We start from the raw sequence: 19,557 nt of genomic DNA, 5'->3' as shown, positions 1-19,557 counted from the left end.
TCTCGTGCAGATCGGCACAAAGGTCATCCCGTTACACATTCTCCCGGCCGAAGGCCACCGCCGCAGCCTCATCCGCCGAATGGCGTTGCGTAAACCGGCCGATGGCTTCCAGGACCAGGGTCGCCAGATTCAGCGCCGCTTCCCCGTCTTCACCGGACACGACGGGACGGGTCCCGGTATTCACCGCGTGAATGAATGAGTCCAACTCGAGCCGCAACGGCTCCTCATCTCCGGCCTGATAGGATTCGACATCGATGGTCGGCTTGGCGCCGGCCGCCTGCACGCGACGGGACACGACAGCCTGACGGGTTTGAAAATCGATCGAGACGTAACGGTCGCGCTGGAAGACACGCAACCGGCGCATCTTGTTGGTCGAGACGCGGCTCGCCGTCACGTTCGCAACACAGCCGCTCGCAAAGGCAATGCGGGCATTGGCGATATCGATGTTCGACGAGAGCACCGGTACCCCGGCCGCCCGCACCTCTTCGACCGGCCCCGGGTTGAACGACAACACCAGATCCAGATCGTGAATCATCAGATCCAGCACGACATCCACGTCGGTCCCCCGTTCGCCGAAGGCACTCAGCCGGTGACATTCGATAAAGGCCGGACGTTCGATGAAGGGGCGCATGCGCTGCATGATCGGATTGAACCGCTCGCTATGTCCGACCTGTAACAGGCACCCGCGGCGCGCGGCCAGTTCGACCAGTTCACGGGCTTCCGCCGAGGTCACGGCGATCGGTTTTTCGACCAGCACGTGCTTGCCCGCTTCCAGACAGGCTTTGGTGGCGGAAAAATGCGCAGAGGTGGGAGCGGCCACACTGACGATATCGACGTGCTTCAGCAGGTCGTCGAGGTTCGCCCAGAACTGGACACCGTGCCGATCGGCGATCAACTTGGCGCGGGTCGGCGAGGCATCGCACACACCGACCAACGTTGCGCCGGGGAGGGTCGCATAGTGGCGGGCATGGTGCTGCCCCAGGTGACCGACGCCGATCACGCCGGCTCGAAGCTGTTTCATCGCGCCCGATCCTGTCTCATCCGGAAAGCCTTTCTTCGCATCCTGCGTATTCTATTCAACCTGACACGTTACGGGCGCTGATCGCTGCGTAGGGTGCACAAATCGAGTGTTTCCACAGCCGGTTACGTCATTCCGATAATCGCGATGCCGGCACGGTTCGCCTTCGCGATCGTTTCGTCACGGTCCAGGAGAATCCCGCGTCCCGCTTCCAACGCCAGGACCGACGCCTTCACGGACTCCATCACCTCGATGGTGCGCGGACCGACAGCAGGAAGATCGAACCTGAGGTCCTGCTGGGGCTTGCACCGTTTCACCACCACGGCGCCGCCATGCGCCAGTTCACCGCCCCGGCGGATGGCGCCATCGGTTCCTTCCACGGCTTCGACGGCCACAATCACCCGATCCTTCACCACGACGCACTGGCCGATATCCAGCGCTCCGATCTGTTTCCCGACATCCCAACCGTACCGGATGTCTTCCCATTCCTTTTTGCTCGGCTCGCGCCTCGTCAACGTGCCTTCTTCGACAAGGATCCCCTCCAGACCGAAGGTGGATTCACAGATCTGAATACCTTCCTGTTCGATCTCCTCGGCCACCCGGCGAAGGATGTCGTCGTCCTTGAGATGAATCAATTTGGCGGCCAGCGCCAAGGCGCGAAAGTCCGGCCGGACCGTGGAAAAGACGTGCGTCTTCTTGATGCCGCCCAGCATGACTGCGCGCTGCACACCGTCACCCTTGAGCACCTCGATCAACTTGCCGAACTGGCCGATCTTGATCCAGTGGATGTGATCGACGTGCCGAGCGAGTTCCGGGTCGGTTTCCCCCTCATGCGCCACCGCGGATACGGAATATCCGAGCCGCTTCGCATTGTCGGCAAAAATGATCGGAAACCGGCCGTTGCCCGCAATCAGCCCGATCCGCTGCCCATCGGATGCGTGTCTCTGCTCGGCCACTTGCTTCGCCACGTGCTACTCCTCTTCGCCCTCTTGTTCCTTGCCGACCGACCGGCAGATCCCTCGCTTGGTCCCTTCCATAAACGCGGCCACCTGCATGACATCCGGGCTGGCACTGAAGCTCTCACGCGCCAGCTTAACGGCCTCCGCCACCCGGTGCCCGGAACGAAACAGGACTTCGTAGGACTTCTTGAGCGCCGCGATGCGCTCGGAGGAGAAACCATGCCGTCGCAGACCGATGGAGTTCAGCCCGTACATCCGGGCGCGATACCCGCCGGCGGCCCGCATGAACGGCGGCAGGTCCTGGCCGAGGGCGCAGCAGCCGCCGACCATCGCATAGGCGCCGATCCGCACGAACTGGTGGATGCCCGAGAGGCCGCCGATGATGGCGTGATCGCCGATCGTGATATGGCCGGCCAAACTCGCCGCATTCGCGAGAATGAGATGATTACCCAGGTGGCAATCATGCGCGACATGGACATACGCCATCAGGAAGTTGGAGTCGCCGATACTGGTGACTCCTCCGCCTTGCACCGTCGCCCGGTTGACCGTGACGTACTCTCGCAGAATATTGTCGTGACCGATCACGACTTTGGTCGGCTCGCCCTTGTACTGCATATGTTGAGGCGGTCCGCCGACCGAGACAAAAGGATGTAATTCGCACCGCTCTCCGATGTCGGTCCACCCATCGATGCACACGTGGGACAATACGCGAGTACCTGCGCCGATCCGGACGTGTTCACCGACGACGGAATAGGCGCCCACTTCCACATCGTCTGCGAGCACCGCTTTGGGATGGACCACCGCGGTCGGATGTATGTTCACTCAAGACCTCCTCACCATCGACTGCTATGCTGTTCAACGCCGGGCTGCCGGCCGATACACGGTCTTCGGTTACTTGCCCCCGGCCGCCTTCTCATCCGTCACCATGGCCGTGACTTCCGCTTCGCACACCAGCTCGGACTCGACAAAGGCCCTGCCTTGCATCTTCCAGAACGGCGCGCGTTTCTTCAGCACATCCACTTCCAAGCGGAGAATGTCACCCGGGACCACCGGCTTCCGGAACTTCGCCCCGTCGATGCCGGTCAAATACACGACCGGTCGGCCGACCGGCCCGAGCGACTTGAAGGCCAATACCCCGCCGACCTGGGCCAGAGCCTCAAGGATCAACACCCCGGGCATGACCGGACGACCGGGGAAATGCCCCTGAAAAAACGGTTCGTTGATCGTCACATTCTTAATGCCGACGATCCGGCGGTCCGGATCGAGTTCGTGAATGCGATCGACCAGCAAGAACGGATACCGGTGGGGAAGGATCGATTGAATCTCAACATTGTCCATCACTGACATCAGCCCCGCCTCCTGTGTTGCGTAGACGATTACACGTCCCGGCTATTTGTTTTGCCGGTCGAACTCCTTGACGATCTGCTCCGTCAGGTCGACCGACGGATGGCCGTACACGACGATCTTAATGGTGGACTCACTGCCCCGGTCGATGACGGCGGTATACCCTTCCTTCTGAGCCACCGCGGAGACCGCGGCATGGATGCGCTGCGCAAAATCAAGGACCATGCCTTTCTGCTTCTCCTGCACCTCACGGTTGAAGTCCTGAATCCGGCGCTGGTAGGCCTCCAGCTTCGCCCTGAATTGTTCCTGCTTTTCCTTGCGAACCTCTTCGGTGAGCGCGCTGTCCTGGAGCGCCTTTTCAAGCTCCTTCAATTCCTGGTCGTCGGAATCGATGATCTTCTGGCGCGTCGTCGAATAACTTTTGAGATCTTCCAGGGCGCGTTTTCCGGCCACGCTCCGCTCGACGACCTGTTGCTGGTCCATCATCGCGACCTTGATGCGGTCGGCTGCCTGCACAGGCTGCGCCAGCCACGCCAACACCACCGGCACCGCACCCGCTACGATCCAAGTACGTACGTTCATGGGCTCCCTCATCATGGATACGTTTTATTGAATTCTTCGATCACCTGCGACGACACATCCACCGCCTCGTCGAAGTACAGCGTGGGCCCGCCGCGGCCGCGATCGAACACGGCCTGGAGTTCCAACCGTTTGGCCACTCGACCCGACAAGGTTTCAATTTTTTCGCGGAATCCGTCCAGCACCTCTTTCTGCTTATCCTGCACTTCGCGATTCAGGTCGGTAACCTTCTGCTGGTACTCCGACATGCGGCGACGGAATTGCTCTTCCCGCTCGCGCTTGGCATTGGCGCTCAACACACTGCCCTGCTTCATGAAGTCTTCTTCCATCCGCCGCAACTCTTTTTCCTCCAACTCGATCAAGGCCTGCCGGTTCTTGGCGAAAGACGCCAGCATGTCCTTCGCCTTCTTCCCGGCATTGGTGTCGCTCAACACCCGCTGGGGATCCACCACGCCGATACGCGTTGCCGTCGGCACCGTCGAATGATTCGACCGGCATCCGCCGACCAGCAACGACAGGGTCAGGAGCGCCAGGCACATCCCGGCCCGACCGGCTCCCCTCGATCCGCTGCAACTCACTGGTCCCCCCATTCCGGCGATTCCTTTCTCAGACACCCACTCGGGAGATATCAGAACAACGACCCGATCGTAAACTCGAACACACCCATTCGCTCCGTCGGCCGGGGATCCAGGTTGATTCCGTAGGCCGCCCGCAAGGGGCCGAACGGAGAAATCCACCTGGCTTCGAACCCGGCCGCGCTCCGCAGTTTGTTAAACTGCACCGGTTCGTTATCGTCGAACCCATTTCCGTAATCGAAGAAGAACACGCCGTTCAACTTCGCTTCGGACGAAATCGTGAAGATAAAATCGTTGTTGAAAATGAGTTCCTTCGCGGACCCCAAGAGGGATCCGTTCGGCGTCACAGGCCCCGCCCGCCCGAACACGAATCCGCGCATGGTGTTGATACCGCCGACGAAGAACCGCTCGGTGAGGGGAATGGGCCGGCCCCCGATCCCCTCCGTCGAGCCGTACCGAACGTGCACCGAGAACCGCGTATCGTAGATCAACGGCGTATACTTGATCACGTCCGCATAATACTTGAAAAAGTGATTGCTGCCGCCCAGCGCAGGCGTCCCGTAGTCGACCCCGAGACTGAAGCGCCAGCCGGTGCGCGGATCCAGGTAATAGTCGCGCGTGTCGCGAAAAATCGAGGTACGAAAACCCGTCGACGATTGCGTCCCGAGCTGACCGCAGATGAGCGGAATGAAATCCGGGCACAGCCCTGGCTCGGGATCGCTGTACTTGAGTTGCTCGCCGAACAGACTGATACTCCCGTTCACATACTCCGACAACCATCGGCTCCAGGTCGCGCTGACACCCGATTTCGACTCGAAGTAGGAAATGTAGTTGGTCATCGACCGATAAATATCCAGCTGCAGGGCATTGTACGAATCGTTTACGTAGGGGTTGCGGAACGTCACCAATCCCAACGATCGTTGCTGGCCCAATTGCCCGCGGATTCGACCCAACCAGCCGTTCCCGCCGAGATTTCCTTCGGTGATATCCGCAATCGCCACCAGCTTGTCCAATGTGCTGAATCCACCGCCGATGCTGAACTGGCCGGTGGGCTTCTCCTTCACTTTCACATTGAGGTCGACCTTGTCCACATCGACCTGCTGCGGCAGAATTTCGACGGTCTCGAAAAAATTGAGATTGTTCAATCGCTGGAAACTGCGTTTCAACGCCAGGGTGTCGACCACATCCTGCTCATCCAACCGCAGTTCGCGACGCACCACATTGTCGCGGGTCTTATCGTTGCCGTTGACGTGGATCTCGCGGATCCGCATCATTTCCCCCTCTTTCACATTGAGGAGAATCGTGGCCGTGCGCGAATTGTTGTCGGGCGTCACGTTCGGCACGACGTCGGCGAACACATACCCCTTCGCGCCGTACAGATCCGTGATCCGGGTGATTTCTCCCCGGATCTTGGCCCGCTGAAAAATTTCGCCCGGTCTGATGTTCAGGCCTTCGCGTAATTCATGATCCTCGAACACCGTGTTCCCGCGAAATCCGACTTCCTGCACGATGAACGGCTCGCCCTCAACGATCGAATAGTTGATTTCGAACCACTTCTTGTCCTGGCTCAGTTCCAGCGTCGGCTGGCTGATCTGCACGTTCAGATAGCCCTTGTTCAAATAGACTTCCCGCATGCGCTCGATATCGTTGCCCAGTTCCTCGCGTTTCAGCACGCCGGCATCGGACAGCAGGGACGGCACCTTCAACTGCGTGATGAGTCCATACCAGGGAATCCATTCCCGTGTCGCCGTCACCTTAAAGACTTCTTCCTTGGTCACGGCCCGCATGCCCTCGAAATTGATATGGAGGACTTTGGCCTTGGTGCCTTCCTTGATAAAGTAGGTCAACCGTTTCCGGTCCTCGTCCACCGCCTGGATGACGGGAATGACCTGACAGTTGTAATAGCCGTCCTCTTGATAGGCGAGCCGGATTTTTTCCGCGCTCTCCTTGGCCTGCTGCTGATCGAGGAACGTCTGGCTTTTGATCGTGATCTTTTCCTTGAGCTTGTCGTCGCTCAATTCCTCGTTGCCGTCAAACACGATCTCCGTAATGAAGGGCTTTTCCCGAACGACAAACCCGACGGACACACCTCCCGCGGCCGGTTCCGTCTCCACTTGTACGTCTTCAAAGTAGCCGGTGCCGTACAGAATCTTGACCTGCTCGCGGAGCGCGTCGGCCGTGAAACGATCGTTGGCCTTGAGCGTGAGACGCCCCTCGATCGCCTGGAGTTCAATGCGCTTCTGCCCGCGAATGGTGACCGACGTGACCGTCGGCACACCGTCCTGAGCGTACAAAGGCGCCTCTACACCGAACGCGTAGAAGGCCACCAGCGCGAGAATAAGAATCGGCACCCACCGCCTGCCTCCCGACTTGGTCACCGCAATCCTTCCGTACCACCTGGGAATGCAAGCACTGGTTGTCCTGAAGTTCGAGATAGGAAACCACCGCGTTCCGTGTCGCGGCTCGTGCGCCGGGCCGACCGGCCTTGCGCAGGCACTCACGAACTGTTGTCGTTACCATCACCGATGCGCCGCTTTCGTTGCAGCACCACCGCACTTGTGCAGAAAAACTCTCGGATTATATTGACCACATTTTTCAATGTAAAGGAGTTTCCCCGCGCAACGACGCATGCGCCGCGCCTAAAAGACCGGAGGAAATCTTGACTTCACTTACCCCATCACATACTATCCCCCTATGACAAGAACAGATGTACGTAAAGCTATTATTCCCGCTGCCGGACTGGGCACTCGCTTCCTCCCCGCCACCAAAGCCTCTCCCAAAGAGATGCTGCCGCTGGTCGACAAACCGCTGATTCAATACGTCGTGGAAGAAGCCGTCGCATCCGGTATCGAAGACATCATCGTCATCACGGGTCGCGGCAAGCGCGCGATCGAAGACCACTTCGACCGTTCCCTGGAACTGGAAGAAAATCTCAAGGGCAGCGGCAAGGGGCAGGTGCTCAACCAGATGCGGCACATTTCGAATCTGGCCAACTTCTGTTATGTCCGCCAGCCGGAAGCCATGGGCCTCGGGCACGCCGTGCTCTGCGCCCAGCACCTGATCGGCGATGAGCCGTTCGCCGTCATCTTGGGCGATGAAATCATCGACGCGGCGGTCCCCGGCCTCGCCCAGCTCATTCATATTTACAAGCAACGCAAAGGCGCCGTCCTGGGCGTGCAGGAAGTTCCGCCCCAGGAGGTAAGCCGATACGGCATCATCTCGGCCCGAGGCCTCGGCAAGGGTCTGCACCGGGTCGACGATCTGGTCGAAAAACCGGCCCCCGCCGATGCACCGTCGAATCTCGCCGTCATCGGCCGGTATGTCCTGCCGCCGGAGATCTTCCCGATCCTCCGCAAGACGCCTCCGGGTAAGAACGGAGAAATCCAGCTGACCGACGCCTTGCGGCAACTCGTCAAGCACACCCCGATGTTCGCCCACGAAATCGAGGGACAGCGGCACGATGCGGGCGACAAACTCGGATTCCTCATTGCCACCGTGGAATTGGCGCTCAAGAACCCGTCCTTGGGACCTGCGTTCGGCGAGTTCCTGCAACAACGACTCCGACCGACCGCCGCCGACATACGTCGCCGCGGCCCAAGCCGATCCGGCCAAGGTCGAACACGCACCACCAACTAGCCCCGGGCATGACGGACTACCGTCACCCGAACCGTGCCACAGCACGTCACCATTACTGAGACCCTACAGCAGCAGACTGGAGCCTCATGGCTGAAGCAGTAGAACAAGACTTCTCAAGCAACCAGAACCTCGAACCGCCGGACCAGCTGCCCCTGCTGCCCGTCCGGGATATCGTCGTGTTTCCCTACATGGTGCTCCCGCTGTTTGTCGGACGCGAGATGTCGATCAAGGCGATCGAAGCCGCGCTCGCGGGCAACCGCATGTTGTTCCTCGCCACTCAGAAATCCCTGGATGTGGAAAACCCGCAACCGGACGACATTCATACCGTCGGCACCGTGGGCATCATCATGCGGATGCTCAAGCTGCCCGACGAACGGATTAAGATTTTAGTCCAGGGACTCGCCAAGGGACGGATCGAAGAATACATCCAAAACGACCCCTACTATTCGGTCCGCATCGAGAAACTCGTTGAGACGAAGCAGGCCGGATCCACGCTGGAGACCGAGGCCGTCATGCGCACGGTCAAGGAGCAGATCGAGAAGATCGTCAGCCTCGGCAAGGTGCTGATTCCCGACGTGATGGTGGTCATCGAAAATCTGGAAGACCCCGGCCGGCTCGCCGACATGGTGGCCTCCAATCTCGGACTGAAGGTCGACATCACGCAGGCCGTCCTGGAGATCGTGGACCCGATTCAACGGCTGCGCCAGATCAGCGAAATCCTGTCCAAGGAAATCGATGTCCTCTCCATGCAGCAGAAGATCCAGGCGCAAGCCAAAGGGGAGATGGACAAGACCCAGCGCGAATACTTCTTGCGCGAACAGCTGAAAGCCATCCAGAAAGAACTCGGCGAGTTGGACGAACGGGCGGAGGAAGTGGCGGAATTCCGCAAGCGCATCAAAGACGCCAAAATGCCCGAGAAGGTCCTCAAGGAAACCGAAAAGCAGCTCAAGCGGCTGGAAAAAATGCATCCGGACACGGCGGAATCGGCCACGGTCCGGACCTATCTGGAATGGATGGTCGAGCTCCCGTGGAATAAGAAATCGAAAGACAATCTCGACCTGAAAGCCGCGATGAAGGTCCTGAACGAGGACCACTACGACTTGGAAAAGGTGAAAGAACGCATCGTCGAATACCTCGCCGTGCGCAAGCTCAAAGAGAAAATGAAGGGGCCCATCCTTTGTTTCGTGGGACCGCCCGGCGTCGGCAAAACCTCGCTCGGCAAATCCATCGCCCGCGCACTCGGCCGCGAGTTCGTCCGGATCAGTCTGGGCGGAGTCCGCGACGAGGCTGAAATCCGAGGGCATCGCCGGACCTACGTCGGCGCACTGCCGGGACGGATTATCCAGGGCATGAAACAGGCCGGCACGAACAATCCCGTGTTCATGCTCGACGAGGTCGACAAAGTCGGGATGGATTTCCGCGGCGATCCTTCGGCCGCGCTGCTGGAAGTGCTGGATCCCGAACAAAACAGCACCTTCACCGATCACTATCTCGGAGTGCCCTTCGACCTGACCGAAGTCATGTTCGTCACGACGGCCAACCTCATGGATCCGATTCTGCCCGCGTTACGGGATCGCATGGAAGTCATCGACATCCCGGGATATACGGAAGAAGAGAAGCTCGGGATCGCGCAGAAGTACTTAATTCCCAGACAGATGAACGAGCACGGCATTACCGAAAAACATATCCGCGTGAACGAGCCGGCCATCCGCCACATCATCTCGCACTATACGCGCGAGGCCGGAGTCCGGAACCTCGAACGGGAAATCGCCAACCTCATGCGGAAAGTAGCCAAGAAGGTCGCCGAGGGCAAATCCGAGTGTCAGATCATCGACCAGACCAATTTGAACAAGTTTCTGGGTGTGGCGAAGTTCGTTCCGGAGGCGGAACTTGAAAAAGACGAAATCGGCGTCGCCACAGGCCTTGCCTGGACGGAAAGCGGCGGCGACGTGCTGTACATCGAAGCGACCGTCATGAAGGGCAAGGGGCAACTCACCCTCACCGGGCATCTCGGCGACGTCATGAAAGAATCCGCGCAGGCGGCCCTGAGTTATGTTCGCTCGAGAGAAAAGACCCTGGGCATCAGCCCCGACATCTTCGCCAAGAACGACATTCACATTCACGTGCCGGCCGGCGCCACACCGAAAGACGGACCGTCGGCCGGCATTACCATGGCCACGGCCATCGCCTCGGCGCTGGCCAAGATCCCCGTACGGCGCGATCTCGCGATGACCGGCGAAATCACCTTGCGCGGGCGCGTGCTGCCGATCGGAGGCCTGAAGGAAAAAATCCTCGCGGCCAAACGGGCAAAACTCTCGACCGTCGTCCTACCGAAGCGCAACAAGAAGGACCTGGAGGAAATTCCCAAACATATCCTCAAGGGCATCGAGATGATCTTCGTCGATACGGTCGACGATGTCATCAAGGCGGCCCTGCGACGACCATCGTCCGGCAAACCGCGCGCATCAGCTCCGAAGACTCCGGTCAAGAAATCAGCGCGCGCGATCACATCCAAGCGGACGACCGGCTCGCCCCGGAAAAGGCTCCACCTTCCGACGGCTTCACCATCGTTGATTCTCTGATATGCCGTCAGGCCGATCCCGCCGGACCAACCCTGTCGGTAGCGAGTTCGGCCTGATCCGGCTCCTGCACGCGCAGGCCGCCCGACCGGACCGGCAGGTGTTCAAAGGGATCGGCGATGACACGGCCATTCTCAAAACCTCGTCCGACGAATGGACACTCATCACCACGGACCTCCTGGCGGAAGGTGTCCACTTCGATCCCGGCACATCCTCCTTTGAAGACATTGGATATCGAGCGGCCATCGCCAACCTGAGCGATATCGCCGCGATGGGTGGAACCCCCCGCTTCATGCTGGTCGCCATTGCGATTCCGCCGACCTGTTCGACAGCACAGATTCAGCGGCTGTATCGCGGCATGATGCAAGCCGCCGATCCCTATCGGGTCTGCCTGGTCGGCGGAGACACGTCCGCCTCCAAGTCCGGCCTGTTTCTCAGCATCACGCTCACCGGAACCGTACAACCTCGACGCGCGCTCCTGCGCAGCGGCGCCCGCGTCGGCGACCGGCTGTACGTGACCGGCACACTCGGCGACTCCCGCGCAGGGCTGGACCTCCTGACAGCTGCGGCCCGCATCGGAGCGGCAAAACTACGTCCCGCACACGCCCGCTTTCTGCTCGCGCGTCACCACCGGCCGTCCGCCCGCATTGCGGAAGGCCGATGGCTGGTGAAACATGGACTCGCGGGTGCGGCGATCGACCTGTCCGATGGTCTGACCGGTGACCTTCGACACCTCTGCGAAGAGAGCGGCGTCGGAGCGGAAGTGCTTGCCGGCTCACTCCCGATTTCTCCGGCCTGCCTGGCCTATGCCTCGACTTGCGGCCGTGATCCTCAGCAGGTCGGGTTACAGGGCGGTGAAGACTATGAGCTTCTGTTCACCGTTCCGCGCCGCAAGCAAGAACAATTCGAACGGCTGGCGGCGAACACCGATTTTTGCTTCACCTGTATCGGCTCGATCACACCCAAGCGGCTCGGTCTGCGCTTACGGACCGAAGCAGGAACCACGCAACCGCTGCCGGTCACCAGTTACGAACATTTTCTGCGGCCCTCTTAGCGGTCTCCGGGATAAGGACATCGATGGCAGACGTACGCTCGTTGTTTCGCCAAGTTCTCCATCTCGATGAAACACCGCACCGGACGGCGCTGGCCTTTGCCATCGGCGTCTTCATCGGCTTTTCCCCGGCCTATGGTCTCCATATGGTGATGGTGGGGTTCTGCGCCTGGGCATTTGGACTGAACGTGGTGGCGCTGCTGGCCGGCGCATTCCTCAACAACCCCTGGACGCTGATTCCCATCCTCGGAGGCACCTATTGGACCGGCGCCACCCTATTGGGAGTGCATGATTTTCCGTCCTTCGACTGGAGCGATTTGTCTTTCATGGGGATTTATCACCAGGTCATGCCTTACGCCTGGCCGTTCTTCGTCGGCGGGATGGTCCTGAGTATTGCGGGCGGCCTGTTGGCCTATCCGCTCGCCTATCTCTTGCTCTCCAAACACCGGAGCACAAACCCGGCGGACGGTCATCAACCGTTGCCCCCTTCGTCAGGCCTGCGCTAAGATCACTCCTCAGTAGACCCCATGAAGCTACCAACTGCACATCCCCCCGCACCCTACGACGGATCAGCTCTCATTGCCGATCCGATTCACGAATATGTGTCGTTCACGGTACCGTACGCGACGCCGGATCCCTCGGAACGCACGGAAAAAGATCTGATCGATTCTCCATGGGTGCAGCGACTGCGCTACATTTACCAGCTCCAAAGCGCGCGCTGGGTCTACCCCTCGGCGGAACATACGCGATTCGTGCATTCACTCGGGACGATGCATGTGGCAGGCCGCTTTGCGCGCCATCTCTATCCCTTCTTGAAGAAGGCGGTCCCCGACGTTCCCTCGGCGGCCTTCGTCGAGGAATTCCTCCGCATTACGGCGCTGGTGCATGACATCGGACATGGTCCGTTCTGCCATTTCTTCGACGACAACTTTTTGCATGGTTTCGGTCTCACGCATGAAAAGCTCGGCCAGATCATTGTGCGCGAGCACCTGGGCCCCCTCATCAAAAAAATCCGCCGTAGTCCGTCGGGCCCGTTCGATCGCGGAGAAGAGTTGAATCCGGATCACATTGCGCATGTGATCCTGAAGGAGAAAGGCAAAGATAACTCCCGCATTCCGCGCTGGATCAATATGCTCCAGCCGGTCATTTCAGGCAGCTACACAGCCGACAATCTCGATTACGTGCTGCGCGACGCCTACATGTGCGGCGTCGCGGTGGGGCCGGTGGACCTGACCCGCTTGATTCACTACACCATCGTCACCGACAAGGGCTTCACGATTCATAAGACGGGGCTGCCGGCCCTGCAGATGTTTTTGAACACCAGAATGTATCTGTACTCGAACGTGTATTATCACCGCACGACCCGCGCCATCGACATTCATCTGCGCGACATTTTCGGGGACACGATGAAACTGTTGTTCCCGTCCAACCCGGCCAAGCACATGGATGAATATCTGACCTTGACCGACTGGTCATTGTTGGAGGACGTCAGACGATGGAAGAAAGCCGGCCAAAGCAGCCTGCGTCGTTTACATCAGGAGTGGGCGCATATCCTGGGGCGCGACGTGAAGTGGAAAATGGCCTACAGCACGGTGCTCAAGGAGAAGGGCATCGAGCGAGGCATGGATTTCCCCAGCCACCAGCAATTCCAGCAGCAGATTCAGAAGGCGTTGCCGGCAAAATTGCAGACATTGCCGTTTCGCGTCGACATGGCCCCGCTCGATCCGCGCCCGGATCCCAAGGATACGCGCGGCATCCCCCTGCTCGTCTTCGATCCCGGCACGAAAGGTGTCTCAACTGAACCGCTGGAAGAGTTTTTGGATCTGCTCCCCACCCGCCTCGTGCAATTCCGCATCTACGCCCTCGACCACGATCAAGACGCGGCCCTCTCCCGCGCCGCGGCAACCGTGCTGAATAAGACCCCGTCGAGCATGGAAACGAATTTCTAGGCCCCGTCCTGGTTCCGGGAAGACTTCCGGCCGGTGCCCGTACGGTCATCCTCCGAGAATCCGGCAGTCTTCTTATACGCAGATACCGCACCTAGGTAAATGCCTAGGTCGGATTGACTCTACTCGCATGAGGTAATTAGGTGCATAGTAGCGTCGATTGCGATAGCCTCTTGTCATACTGGCTCCTTATGAGATTCAGGACTCCTGTAGAGGAGCGATGTGGCTATAGCCGAGAACGAGGCGCCCGAGTCAAGCACGAGTGATCTATTCCCTCGTGGAGGGGCTATTCTTAGCCTCATTGCCGTCTCAATCGGAATCATCTTCTTCCTCGACGCGGTGACGCCCCTCGGTGTTCCTGTCTGGGTTCTCTACCTCATCCCGTTGATCCTCACGTACCAGTCTCCTGTCGCATGGATTCCCTACCTCACGGCGGGAGTATGCGCCATCCTCACATTGGTGTGTCTGGCCCTGTCCGGCCCTATGACCAGCATGCCCTCATGGATGCCTCTCCTGAATCGCGCCGCGGCATTGGGCATGTTTGCAGTCATCGCCCATCTGATCGTCCAGTACCGGGGGGCGACGGAACGCCTCATCCGGACGGCCGCTCTGGACGCGGAACACAAGGCCCTGCAATTGAAAGAAAACCTGCTGCTGAAAAACGCGCAGGATGTGCAGGATCTCTACGACCATGCGCCCTGCGGATACCATTCACTGAACTCACAAGGCCTGTTCGTCGGCATCAACCAAACAGAACTCGACTGGTTGGGCTATCGTAAAGACGAGGTCATCGGAATCATGCGCTTCCAAGACCTTCTCACCCCCGAGTCTGTCGAACTGTTTCGTCAACAATTCCCACGTTTCATCGAGAGAGGAGTCGTACGGGATCTCGAATTCGAGGTCCGTCGCAAAGACGGTACCCTGCTGCCGATTCTGCTGAGCGCCACGGCCATCAAGGATCCCGACGGCCGGTTCATCGCCAGCCGCTCCACCCTCGTCGACATCACGGAACGCCGAAAAGCCGATGCGGACCTTCGACAGAGTCATCAGACGCTGGAGACCCTCGTCAAAGAACGGACCGCCGCGCTTGAGGACACCAATCAGCGTCTCGAGCAGGAATTGGCGCACCGCAACCAGATTCATCAGGCGTTGATCGCCAGCGAAAGCCGGTTTCGTGAACTGGTCGAATCGCTTCCTCTGCCGATCTGGACGTGCCTTCCTGACGGCACCTGCGACTATCTCAGCCCGCAGTGGATGAATTATACGGGACGGTCCGCAGACGAGCCCTTCAGCAGCGGATGTCTCCAGCACGTCCACCCCGAAGACCGCCCGAGAATCACCGAACAATGGCGCGATGCAGTGGATCGTATCCAACCCCTCGACGCTGAACTGCGTTTTAAGCGGGCGGACGGTGTCTACCGCTGGTTCCATGCCCATGCGGTGCCGATCCTGAACCGGGACGGCCGCGTCCTGAAGTGGGTGGGAACCTACACCGATACGCATGATCGTAAGCAGGGCCAGGAGGTCCAGGCCAGGCTCGCTGCTATTGTGGAATCCTCTTCCGATGCCGTCATCAGCAAATCGCTCGACGGGCGCATTCTGACCTGGAACAAGAGCGCCGAGCTGATGTTCGGATATTCCGGGGAGGAAATCATCGGTCAATCGATTTTTTGTCTCATTCCGCCGGACCGTCAGCTCGAAGAAACCTCGCTGATCGAACTGATCAAAACAGGAACCCGTGTGCAACAGTACGAAACCATACGAAAACGGAAGGGCGGCAGTTGTATCCAGGTGTCCTTAACCGTGTCCCCCATCATGGATGCCAACGGCCTCGTCACCACCGTTTCCACCATCGCTCGCGACATCACGGCGCGAAAGCAGACTGAAGAGATGATGACCCAGCAACGCAGGCTGATCGAATTGTCGTACGAACCGATTTTCGCCTGGGAGCTCGACCAGGGCATCGTGGAATGGAATCGCGGGTGTGAACAACTGTACGGCTACACTCGATCGGAAGCCTTGGGGCACAGCAGCAATCTTCTGCTGCAGAGTCGCCTACCCGCTCCCCTCAGCACAATCCAGGCGGAATTGGAACAGACCGGAGAATGGACCGGCGAGATTCACCATCGCACGAAAGACGGGCGGGACGTGCTCGTGGCCAGCCGCTGGGGATTGCTCAAAACCAACGGCCGGAGCCTTGTCCTGGAAACCAACCGGGATATCACTCAGCTGCGCCAGTCCGAGACCATGATCCTCAAGAAGAACAAGGATCTTGAAACGCTCCTGTACGTGACCTCCCACGATCTAAAGGAACCGCTACGGGCTATTGAAAGTTTTTCTGTCCTCATCCAGGAACGTTATGCCAACCGGCTCGATGTGAAAGGCCAGGATTTTCTGCGGCGCATCGTTCGAGCTACGCAACGCCTCGATCAACTGCTCACAGATATTCTGGATCTCTCCCGCGCGCAGCGCATGGATCCGCCCGTCGACGACATCGACGCGGAACGGCTGGTGCACGAAGTCCTACGCCGGCTGGAGAAGCGCATCAAAGAAACCGGCGCCAGCATCACGATTCGGTCCCCCCTTCCTCGCCTGCGAGTCAATACCACCTGGGCCGTCCAGGGCATCTATAATCTGATCGCGAATGCGCTCAAATTTTCGTCCGCCGGGCAACCTCCTGACATTGAGATTGCCCCCCATTCCGGGATGGATCTTGAAGGAACCGAACTCATCGGCCTGGTCGTGCGGGATCGTGGCCCTGGGGTGGCGCCTGAGCAACGCGATCGGATATTCGAACTCTTCCGACGGGCTGTCGGACGCGAGATAGAGGGGACCGGCGCAGGACTGGCCATCGTTCGGCAAGTAGCCGAACGACACGGCGGCCGTGCCTGGGTGGAACCCCGCGAAGGCGGCGGATCAGAATTTTTCATCACATTTGGCGTCAACCAGTCTAGTCCGAGGAAGGTGCAACGATGACCATGCGGCCCTTTGATATTCTCATCGCAGAAGACAACGAAGACGACATCTTGTTGATCAGGGAAGCCTTCGAGACCGTGAACATGGCCAATCGAGTGGCCGTCGTGCGGGACGGCGAAGAAGCGCTGGCCTATTTGCGGGGTGAAGGTCCTTTCAGCCAATGCCCGTTCCCCGGCCTGGTGCTCCTCGATATCAACATGCCGAAGAAAACCGGACTCGAGGTGCTGATTGAAATTAAGTCCGACCCCCGATTTCGTCCGCTCCCGGTCGTCATGCTGACCGTCAGTGAGCGCGAGGAGGATATCGTGCGGTCGTTTGAACAGGGCGCCTGCTCGTACATTCGAAAGCCTGTCACCTTCAGCAGGTTCCTGTCGGTCGTGAAAGAGTTCGAACTCTATTGGACGCTGGTCTCGCGAGTCCCGACGCTGAAGAGGTGACACATGCATGTGTTGCTCATCGAGGACAACGAAGATGATGCCGAGCTGATCCAACAGGCGCTCTGCGAACGGTCGACGGACGCTGTTACACTCAACTGGGCGGACAGACTCCAAACGGGCATAAAAAAACTGGCGGAATGCCCGGTGGATGCCGTCCTGGTCGACCTGTCGCTTCCGGATAGCCAAGGCCTGGAGACGCTCGATCGGGTGCGGGCTCAAGCGCATGACGCGCCGGTCATCGTGCTCACAGGCCTGGATAACGACGTGGTGGCTGAGAAATCTCTTCTGCACGGCGCACAGGACTATCTCGTGAAAGGCCGGCTGACGGGGGACGCGCTCCGACGCGCCATCCGTTATGCCATGGGCCGGCACCGCGTCGAACAAGCGCTGCGGAAAAGCGAGGAGCGCTTCCATCTGACCTGCCTCGCCACCCGCGACGGCATCTGGGACTGGGAGATCACGTCCGGCGTGACGTGGTTCAACGAGGCCCACCTATCGGTGTATGGTCCGGCCCCTGCGAATCTCCGGCGAGGTCACATTCCCTGGGCCGAGCAGATTCATCCCGAGGATCAGGCCGCAGTCCTCGCCAACCTCGCTCAAGTGCTCCAGTCGGACCAGAACCTGTGGACAGCCGAATATCGATTTCGTCGAGCCGACGGCACCTTTGCCTATGTCATCGATCACGGGTATGTGCTCCGTGACCACGAGGGCCGCCCCTACCGCATGATCGGCGCCAAGGCCGATATCACCGAACGACGGCAAGCCGAAACGATGCATGCCGTTCAACTCGCGGTCGGCCTCGCCCTTGAGGAATCCGCCTCTCTCGGTGAAGCGATCCCTACAATTCTTCGCACCATGTGCGAGCTCCAAAGCTGGACACTGGGCGCATTGTGGCTGGTGCATTCACAAGACAAGACCTTGCACTGCAATGCCCTGTGGCATCAACCGGGCCTCCCTGCCGAGAACTTCGCCCGAATCTATCGGGGACTTAACCTGCGACAGGGAGCCGGTTTGGCTGGCCGGGTCTGGAAGACAGGGGCTGCCACTCTCTGCCCGGATATTCTCAACGAGGCCGACGGTCCGATCCTTCAGGCGGCGCAAGAAGCCCACCTCCACGGAGGAATCGCGTTCCCCATTCACACAGGGAAAGAGATCCTGGGGATCATGGAATTTCTCACCTGCGAACGGCTGCGGCCCAGCTCGCCTCGATTGGAACGCGCTTCCGAGTTGGGAGCCATGATCTCTCAATTCCTGCACCGAAAGGATCTCGAACGCCAGCTTCGCCAGGCGCAGAAAATGGAAGCCCTGGGACGCATGGCCGGCGGAATTGCACACGACTTCAACAATCTTCTGACGATTATCAATAGCTGGGCTGAGCTCTTGACGGATGAACCGGGACAAACCACCCGGACGCAGCGCGGCATGGCACAAATCAGGGAGGCCGGCAATAAAGCCACTGTTCTTACCCGGCAATTGTTGGCCTTCACGCGTCACCAGATTGTGGAACGCCAACCGCTCAACCTGAACGACCGGGTAACCGACATCGTCGAGCTCATGAAACGTGTCATCGGCGAAGACATTCAACTCGCCCTCACCTTGGATCCTGCGCTTGGACGAGTCAAGGCGGATCCGGGTCAAATCGAACAGGTCGTGATGAATTTGGTGGTCAACGCTCGTGATGCGATGCCGCAGGGAGGCCGCCTGGACGTGGAGACAAAATCGGTGTCAATTGCGCACTCCGACCCGCTCTGGCCCGATCCGCTCCCCCCTGGCCCGTACGTCACGCTGGCCGTCCGGGACACAGGATGCGGGATGGATGCCGACACGGTCGCTCACGTGTTTGAGCCGTTTTTCACCACGAAGGAGCTGGGCAAAGGCACCGGCCTCGGATTGTCCACGGTCTACGGAATCGTCCGGCAGAGCGGAGGGACCGTTGGAATTGAGAGCGAGCCTGGGCACGGCACCACATTTACGATCTATCTGCCGTGTATTGAGGAGGATTCCGAGTCGCCCCGCCCCGCCGCTCAACCCAGGAACATCATTGAACAGTCGGAAACTATTCTCCTGGTCGAGGACAACGACATGGTGCGAGGCCTGGCACAGACGGTGCTGGCCGGACAACATCATACGGTAGTGGCCGCACGAACCGGCGAGGAAGCGCTCCAGCTGGTTCGCCAACGGGGAGGAAAAATCTCACTCTTGGTTAGCGATATGGTGATGCCCGGCATGGGTGGGATACAACTCGCCGCCGAACTCCGGACGCTGCAACCGGAGATCAACATCATCCTCACCTCAGGCTATTCAGATCGCGAGGGATCGAGGCTGGAACAGCTTGATGCACGGACCACATTTCTGCCCAAGCCCTATACCCCCGACTCGCTCATAAAGGCAGTGAGCGCCGCGCTTGATCCAACGTTGTCCAAACAGACCTGAGTAGAAACGGCTCACGGATCCTGA

At 59.4% G+C, this 19,557-nt stretch carries 15 protein-coding genes; 8 read left to right on the top strand and 7 right to left on the bottom strand.

Features of this window, described 5'->3' with window-relative positions:
- Positions 1 to 31 precede the first annotated feature (31 nt).
- From H8K11_04680 to bamA, 7 genes are all read right to left on the bottom strand, one after another.
- Positions 32 to 1,021, bottom strand: coding sequence for a Gfo/Idh/MocA family oxidoreductase (locus H8K11_04680; protein ID MCS6263031.1), 990 nt, complete (start codon positions 1,019 to 1,021; stop codon positions 32 to 34).
- Positions 1,022 to 1,143: 122 nt separating this feature from the next.
- Positions 1,144 to 1,986 carry a UDP-2,3-diacylglucosamine diphosphatase LpxI gene (gene lpxI / locus H8K11_04675; GenBank protein MCS6263030.1) on the bottom strand — a complete coding sequence of 281 codons (843 nt, stop codon included), beginning with the start codon at positions 1,984 to 1,986 and terminating at the stop codon, positions 1,144 to 1,146.
- 3 nt (positions 1,987 to 1,989) lie between these two features.
- A complete protein-coding gene (gene lpxA / locus H8K11_04670) occupies positions 1,990 to 2,799 on the bottom strand; it encodes an acyl-ACP--UDP-N-acetylglucosamine O-acyltransferase (protein ID MCS6263029.1) in 810 nt (269 codons plus the stop codon).
- A 69-nt stretch (positions 2,800 to 2,868) separates the two neighbouring features.
- On the bottom strand, positions 2,869 to 3,324 hold the full coding sequence (gene fabZ, locus H8K11_04665) for a 3-hydroxyacyl-ACP dehydratase FabZ (GenBank protein ID MCS6263028.1): 456 nt from the start codon (positions 3,322 to 3,324) through the stop codon (positions 2,869 to 2,871).
- 42 nt (positions 3,325 to 3,366) lie between these two features.
- Positions 3,367 to 3,903, bottom strand: coding sequence for an OmpH family outer membrane protein (locus tag H8K11_04660; GenBank protein ID MCS6263027.1), 537 nt, complete (start codon positions 3,901 to 3,903; stop codon positions 3,367 to 3,369).
- 11 nt (positions 3,904 to 3,914) lie between these two features.
- A complete protein-coding gene (locus H8K11_04655; protein MCS6263026.1) occupies positions 3,915 to 4,490 on the bottom strand; it encodes an OmpH family outer membrane protein in 576 nt (191 codons plus the stop codon).
- A 38-nt stretch (positions 4,491 to 4,528) separates the two neighbouring features.
- Positions 4,529 to 6,853: an outer membrane protein assembly factor BamA gene (gene bamA, locus H8K11_04650; GenBank protein MCS6263025.1), complete on the bottom strand. Its 2,325-nt coding sequence runs from the start codon at positions 6,851 to 6,853 to the stop codon at positions 4,529 to 4,531.
- Positions 6,854 to 7,169: 316 nt separating this feature from the next.
- On the opposite strand from bamA, the gene galU reads away from it, so the two are divergent.
- The 8 genes from galU (at position 7,170) to H8K11_04610 (ending at position 19,533) form a co-directional block, all read left to right on the top strand.
- Positions 7,170 to 8,111: a UTP--glucose-1-phosphate uridylyltransferase GalU gene (galU, locus tag H8K11_04645; protein MCS6263024.1), complete on the top strand. Its 942-nt coding sequence runs from the start codon at positions 7,170 to 7,172 to the stop codon at positions 8,109 to 8,111.
- A gap of 86 nt (positions 8,112 to 8,197) precedes the next feature.
- Entirely contained in the window at positions 8,198 to 10,693 is a 2,496-nt protein-coding gene (lon, locus tag H8K11_04640; GenBank protein ID MCS6263023.1) for an endopeptidase La, read from the top strand.
- Between the two features lies 1 nt (position 10,694).
- Entirely contained in the window at positions 10,695 to 11,744 is a 1,050-nt protein-coding gene (gene thiL / locus H8K11_04635) for a thiamine-phosphate kinase (protein ID MCS6263022.1), read from the top strand.
- A gap of 23 nt (positions 11,745 to 11,767) precedes the next feature.
- The gene (locus H8K11_04630; GenBank protein MCS6263021.1) at positions 11,768 to 12,247 is read left to right on the top strand and encodes a DUF2062 domain-containing protein; all 480 of its coding nucleotides are present in this window, start codon (positions 11,768 to 11,770) and stop codon (positions 12,245 to 12,247) included.
- Positions 12,248 to 12,268: 21 nt separating this feature from the next.
- Entirely contained in the window at positions 12,269 to 13,690 is a 1,422-nt protein-coding gene (locus H8K11_04625; GenBank protein ID MCS6263020.1) for an HD domain-containing protein, read from the top strand.
- Between the two features lie 219 nt (positions 13,691 to 13,909).
- Entirely contained in the window at positions 13,910 to 16,663 is a 2,754-nt protein-coding gene (locus H8K11_04620; protein MCS6263019.1) for a PAS domain S-box protein, read from the top strand.
- Positions 16,660 to 17,100, top strand: a complete 441-nt coding sequence (locus H8K11_04615; GenBank protein MCS6263018.1) for a response regulator — start codon at positions 16,660 to 16,662, stop codon at positions 17,098 to 17,100. The genes H8K11_04620 and H8K11_04615 overlap by 4 nt, the downstream gene beginning before the upstream one ends.
- A gap of 3 nt (positions 17,101 to 17,103) precedes the next feature.
- The gene (locus H8K11_04610) at positions 17,104 to 19,533 is read left to right on the top strand and encodes a response regulator (protein ID MCS6263017.1); all 2,430 of its coding nucleotides are present in this window, start codon (positions 17,104 to 17,106) and stop codon (positions 19,531 to 19,533) included.
- Positions 19,534 to 19,557 lie beyond the last annotated feature (24 nt).

The sequence above is a fragment of the Nitrospira sp. genome (genome assembly GCA_024998565.1).
Classification (GTDB): Bacteria; Nitrospirota; Nitrospiria; order Nitrospirales; family Nitrospiraceae; genus Nitrospira_A.
The sequence above is the reverse complement of the archived record's forward strand: the minus strand, read 5'-3'. Positions and strand labels throughout refer to the sequence as shown.

What these genes read in the sequence shown, in the direction of transcription:
- H8K11_04680 (MCS6263031.1), bottom strand. Translation starts at nt 1,021, where the DNA reads ATGAAACAGCTTCGAGCCGGCGTGATCGGCGTCGGTCACCTGGGGCAG.
- fabZ (MCS6263028.1), bottom strand. Translation starts at nt 3,324, where the DNA reads ATGTCAGTGATGGACAATGTTGAGATTCAATCGATCCTTCCCCACCGG.
- H8K11_04660 (MCS6263027.1), bottom strand. Translation starts at nt 3,903, where the DNA reads ATGAACGTACGTACTTGGATCGTAGCGGGTGCGGTGCCGGTGGTGTTG.
- H8K11_04655 (MCS6263026.1), bottom strand. Translation starts at nt 4,490, where the DNA reads ATGGGGGGACCAGTGAGTTGCAGCGGATCGAGGGGAGCCGGTCGGGCC.
- galU (MCS6263024.1), top strand. Translation starts at nt 7,170, where the DNA reads ATGACAAGAACAGATGTACGTAAAGCTATTATTCCCGCTGCCGGACTG.
- lon (MCS6263023.1), top strand. Translation starts at nt 8,198, where the DNA reads ATGGCTGAAGCAGTAGAACAAGACTTCTCAAGCAACCAGAACCTCGAA.
- thiL (MCS6263022.1), top strand. Translation starts at nt 10,695, where the DNA reads ATGCCGTCAGGCCGATCCCGCCGGACCAACCCTGTCGGTAGCGAGTTC.
- H8K11_04630 (MCS6263021.1), top strand. Translation starts at nt 11,768, where the DNA reads ATGGCAGACGTACGCTCGTTGTTTCGCCAAGTTCTCCATCTCGATGAA.
- H8K11_04625 (MCS6263020.1), top strand. Translation starts at nt 12,269, where the DNA reads ATGAAGCTACCAACTGCACATCCCCCCGCACCCTACGACGGATCAGCT.
- H8K11_04615 (MCS6263018.1), top strand. Translation starts at nt 16,660, where the DNA reads ATGACCATGCGGCCCTTTGATATTCTCATCGCAGAAGACAACGAAGAC.
- H8K11_04610 (MCS6263017.1), top strand. Translation starts at nt 17,104, where the DNA reads ATGCATGTGTTGCTCATCGAGGACAACGAAGATGATGCCGAGCTGATC.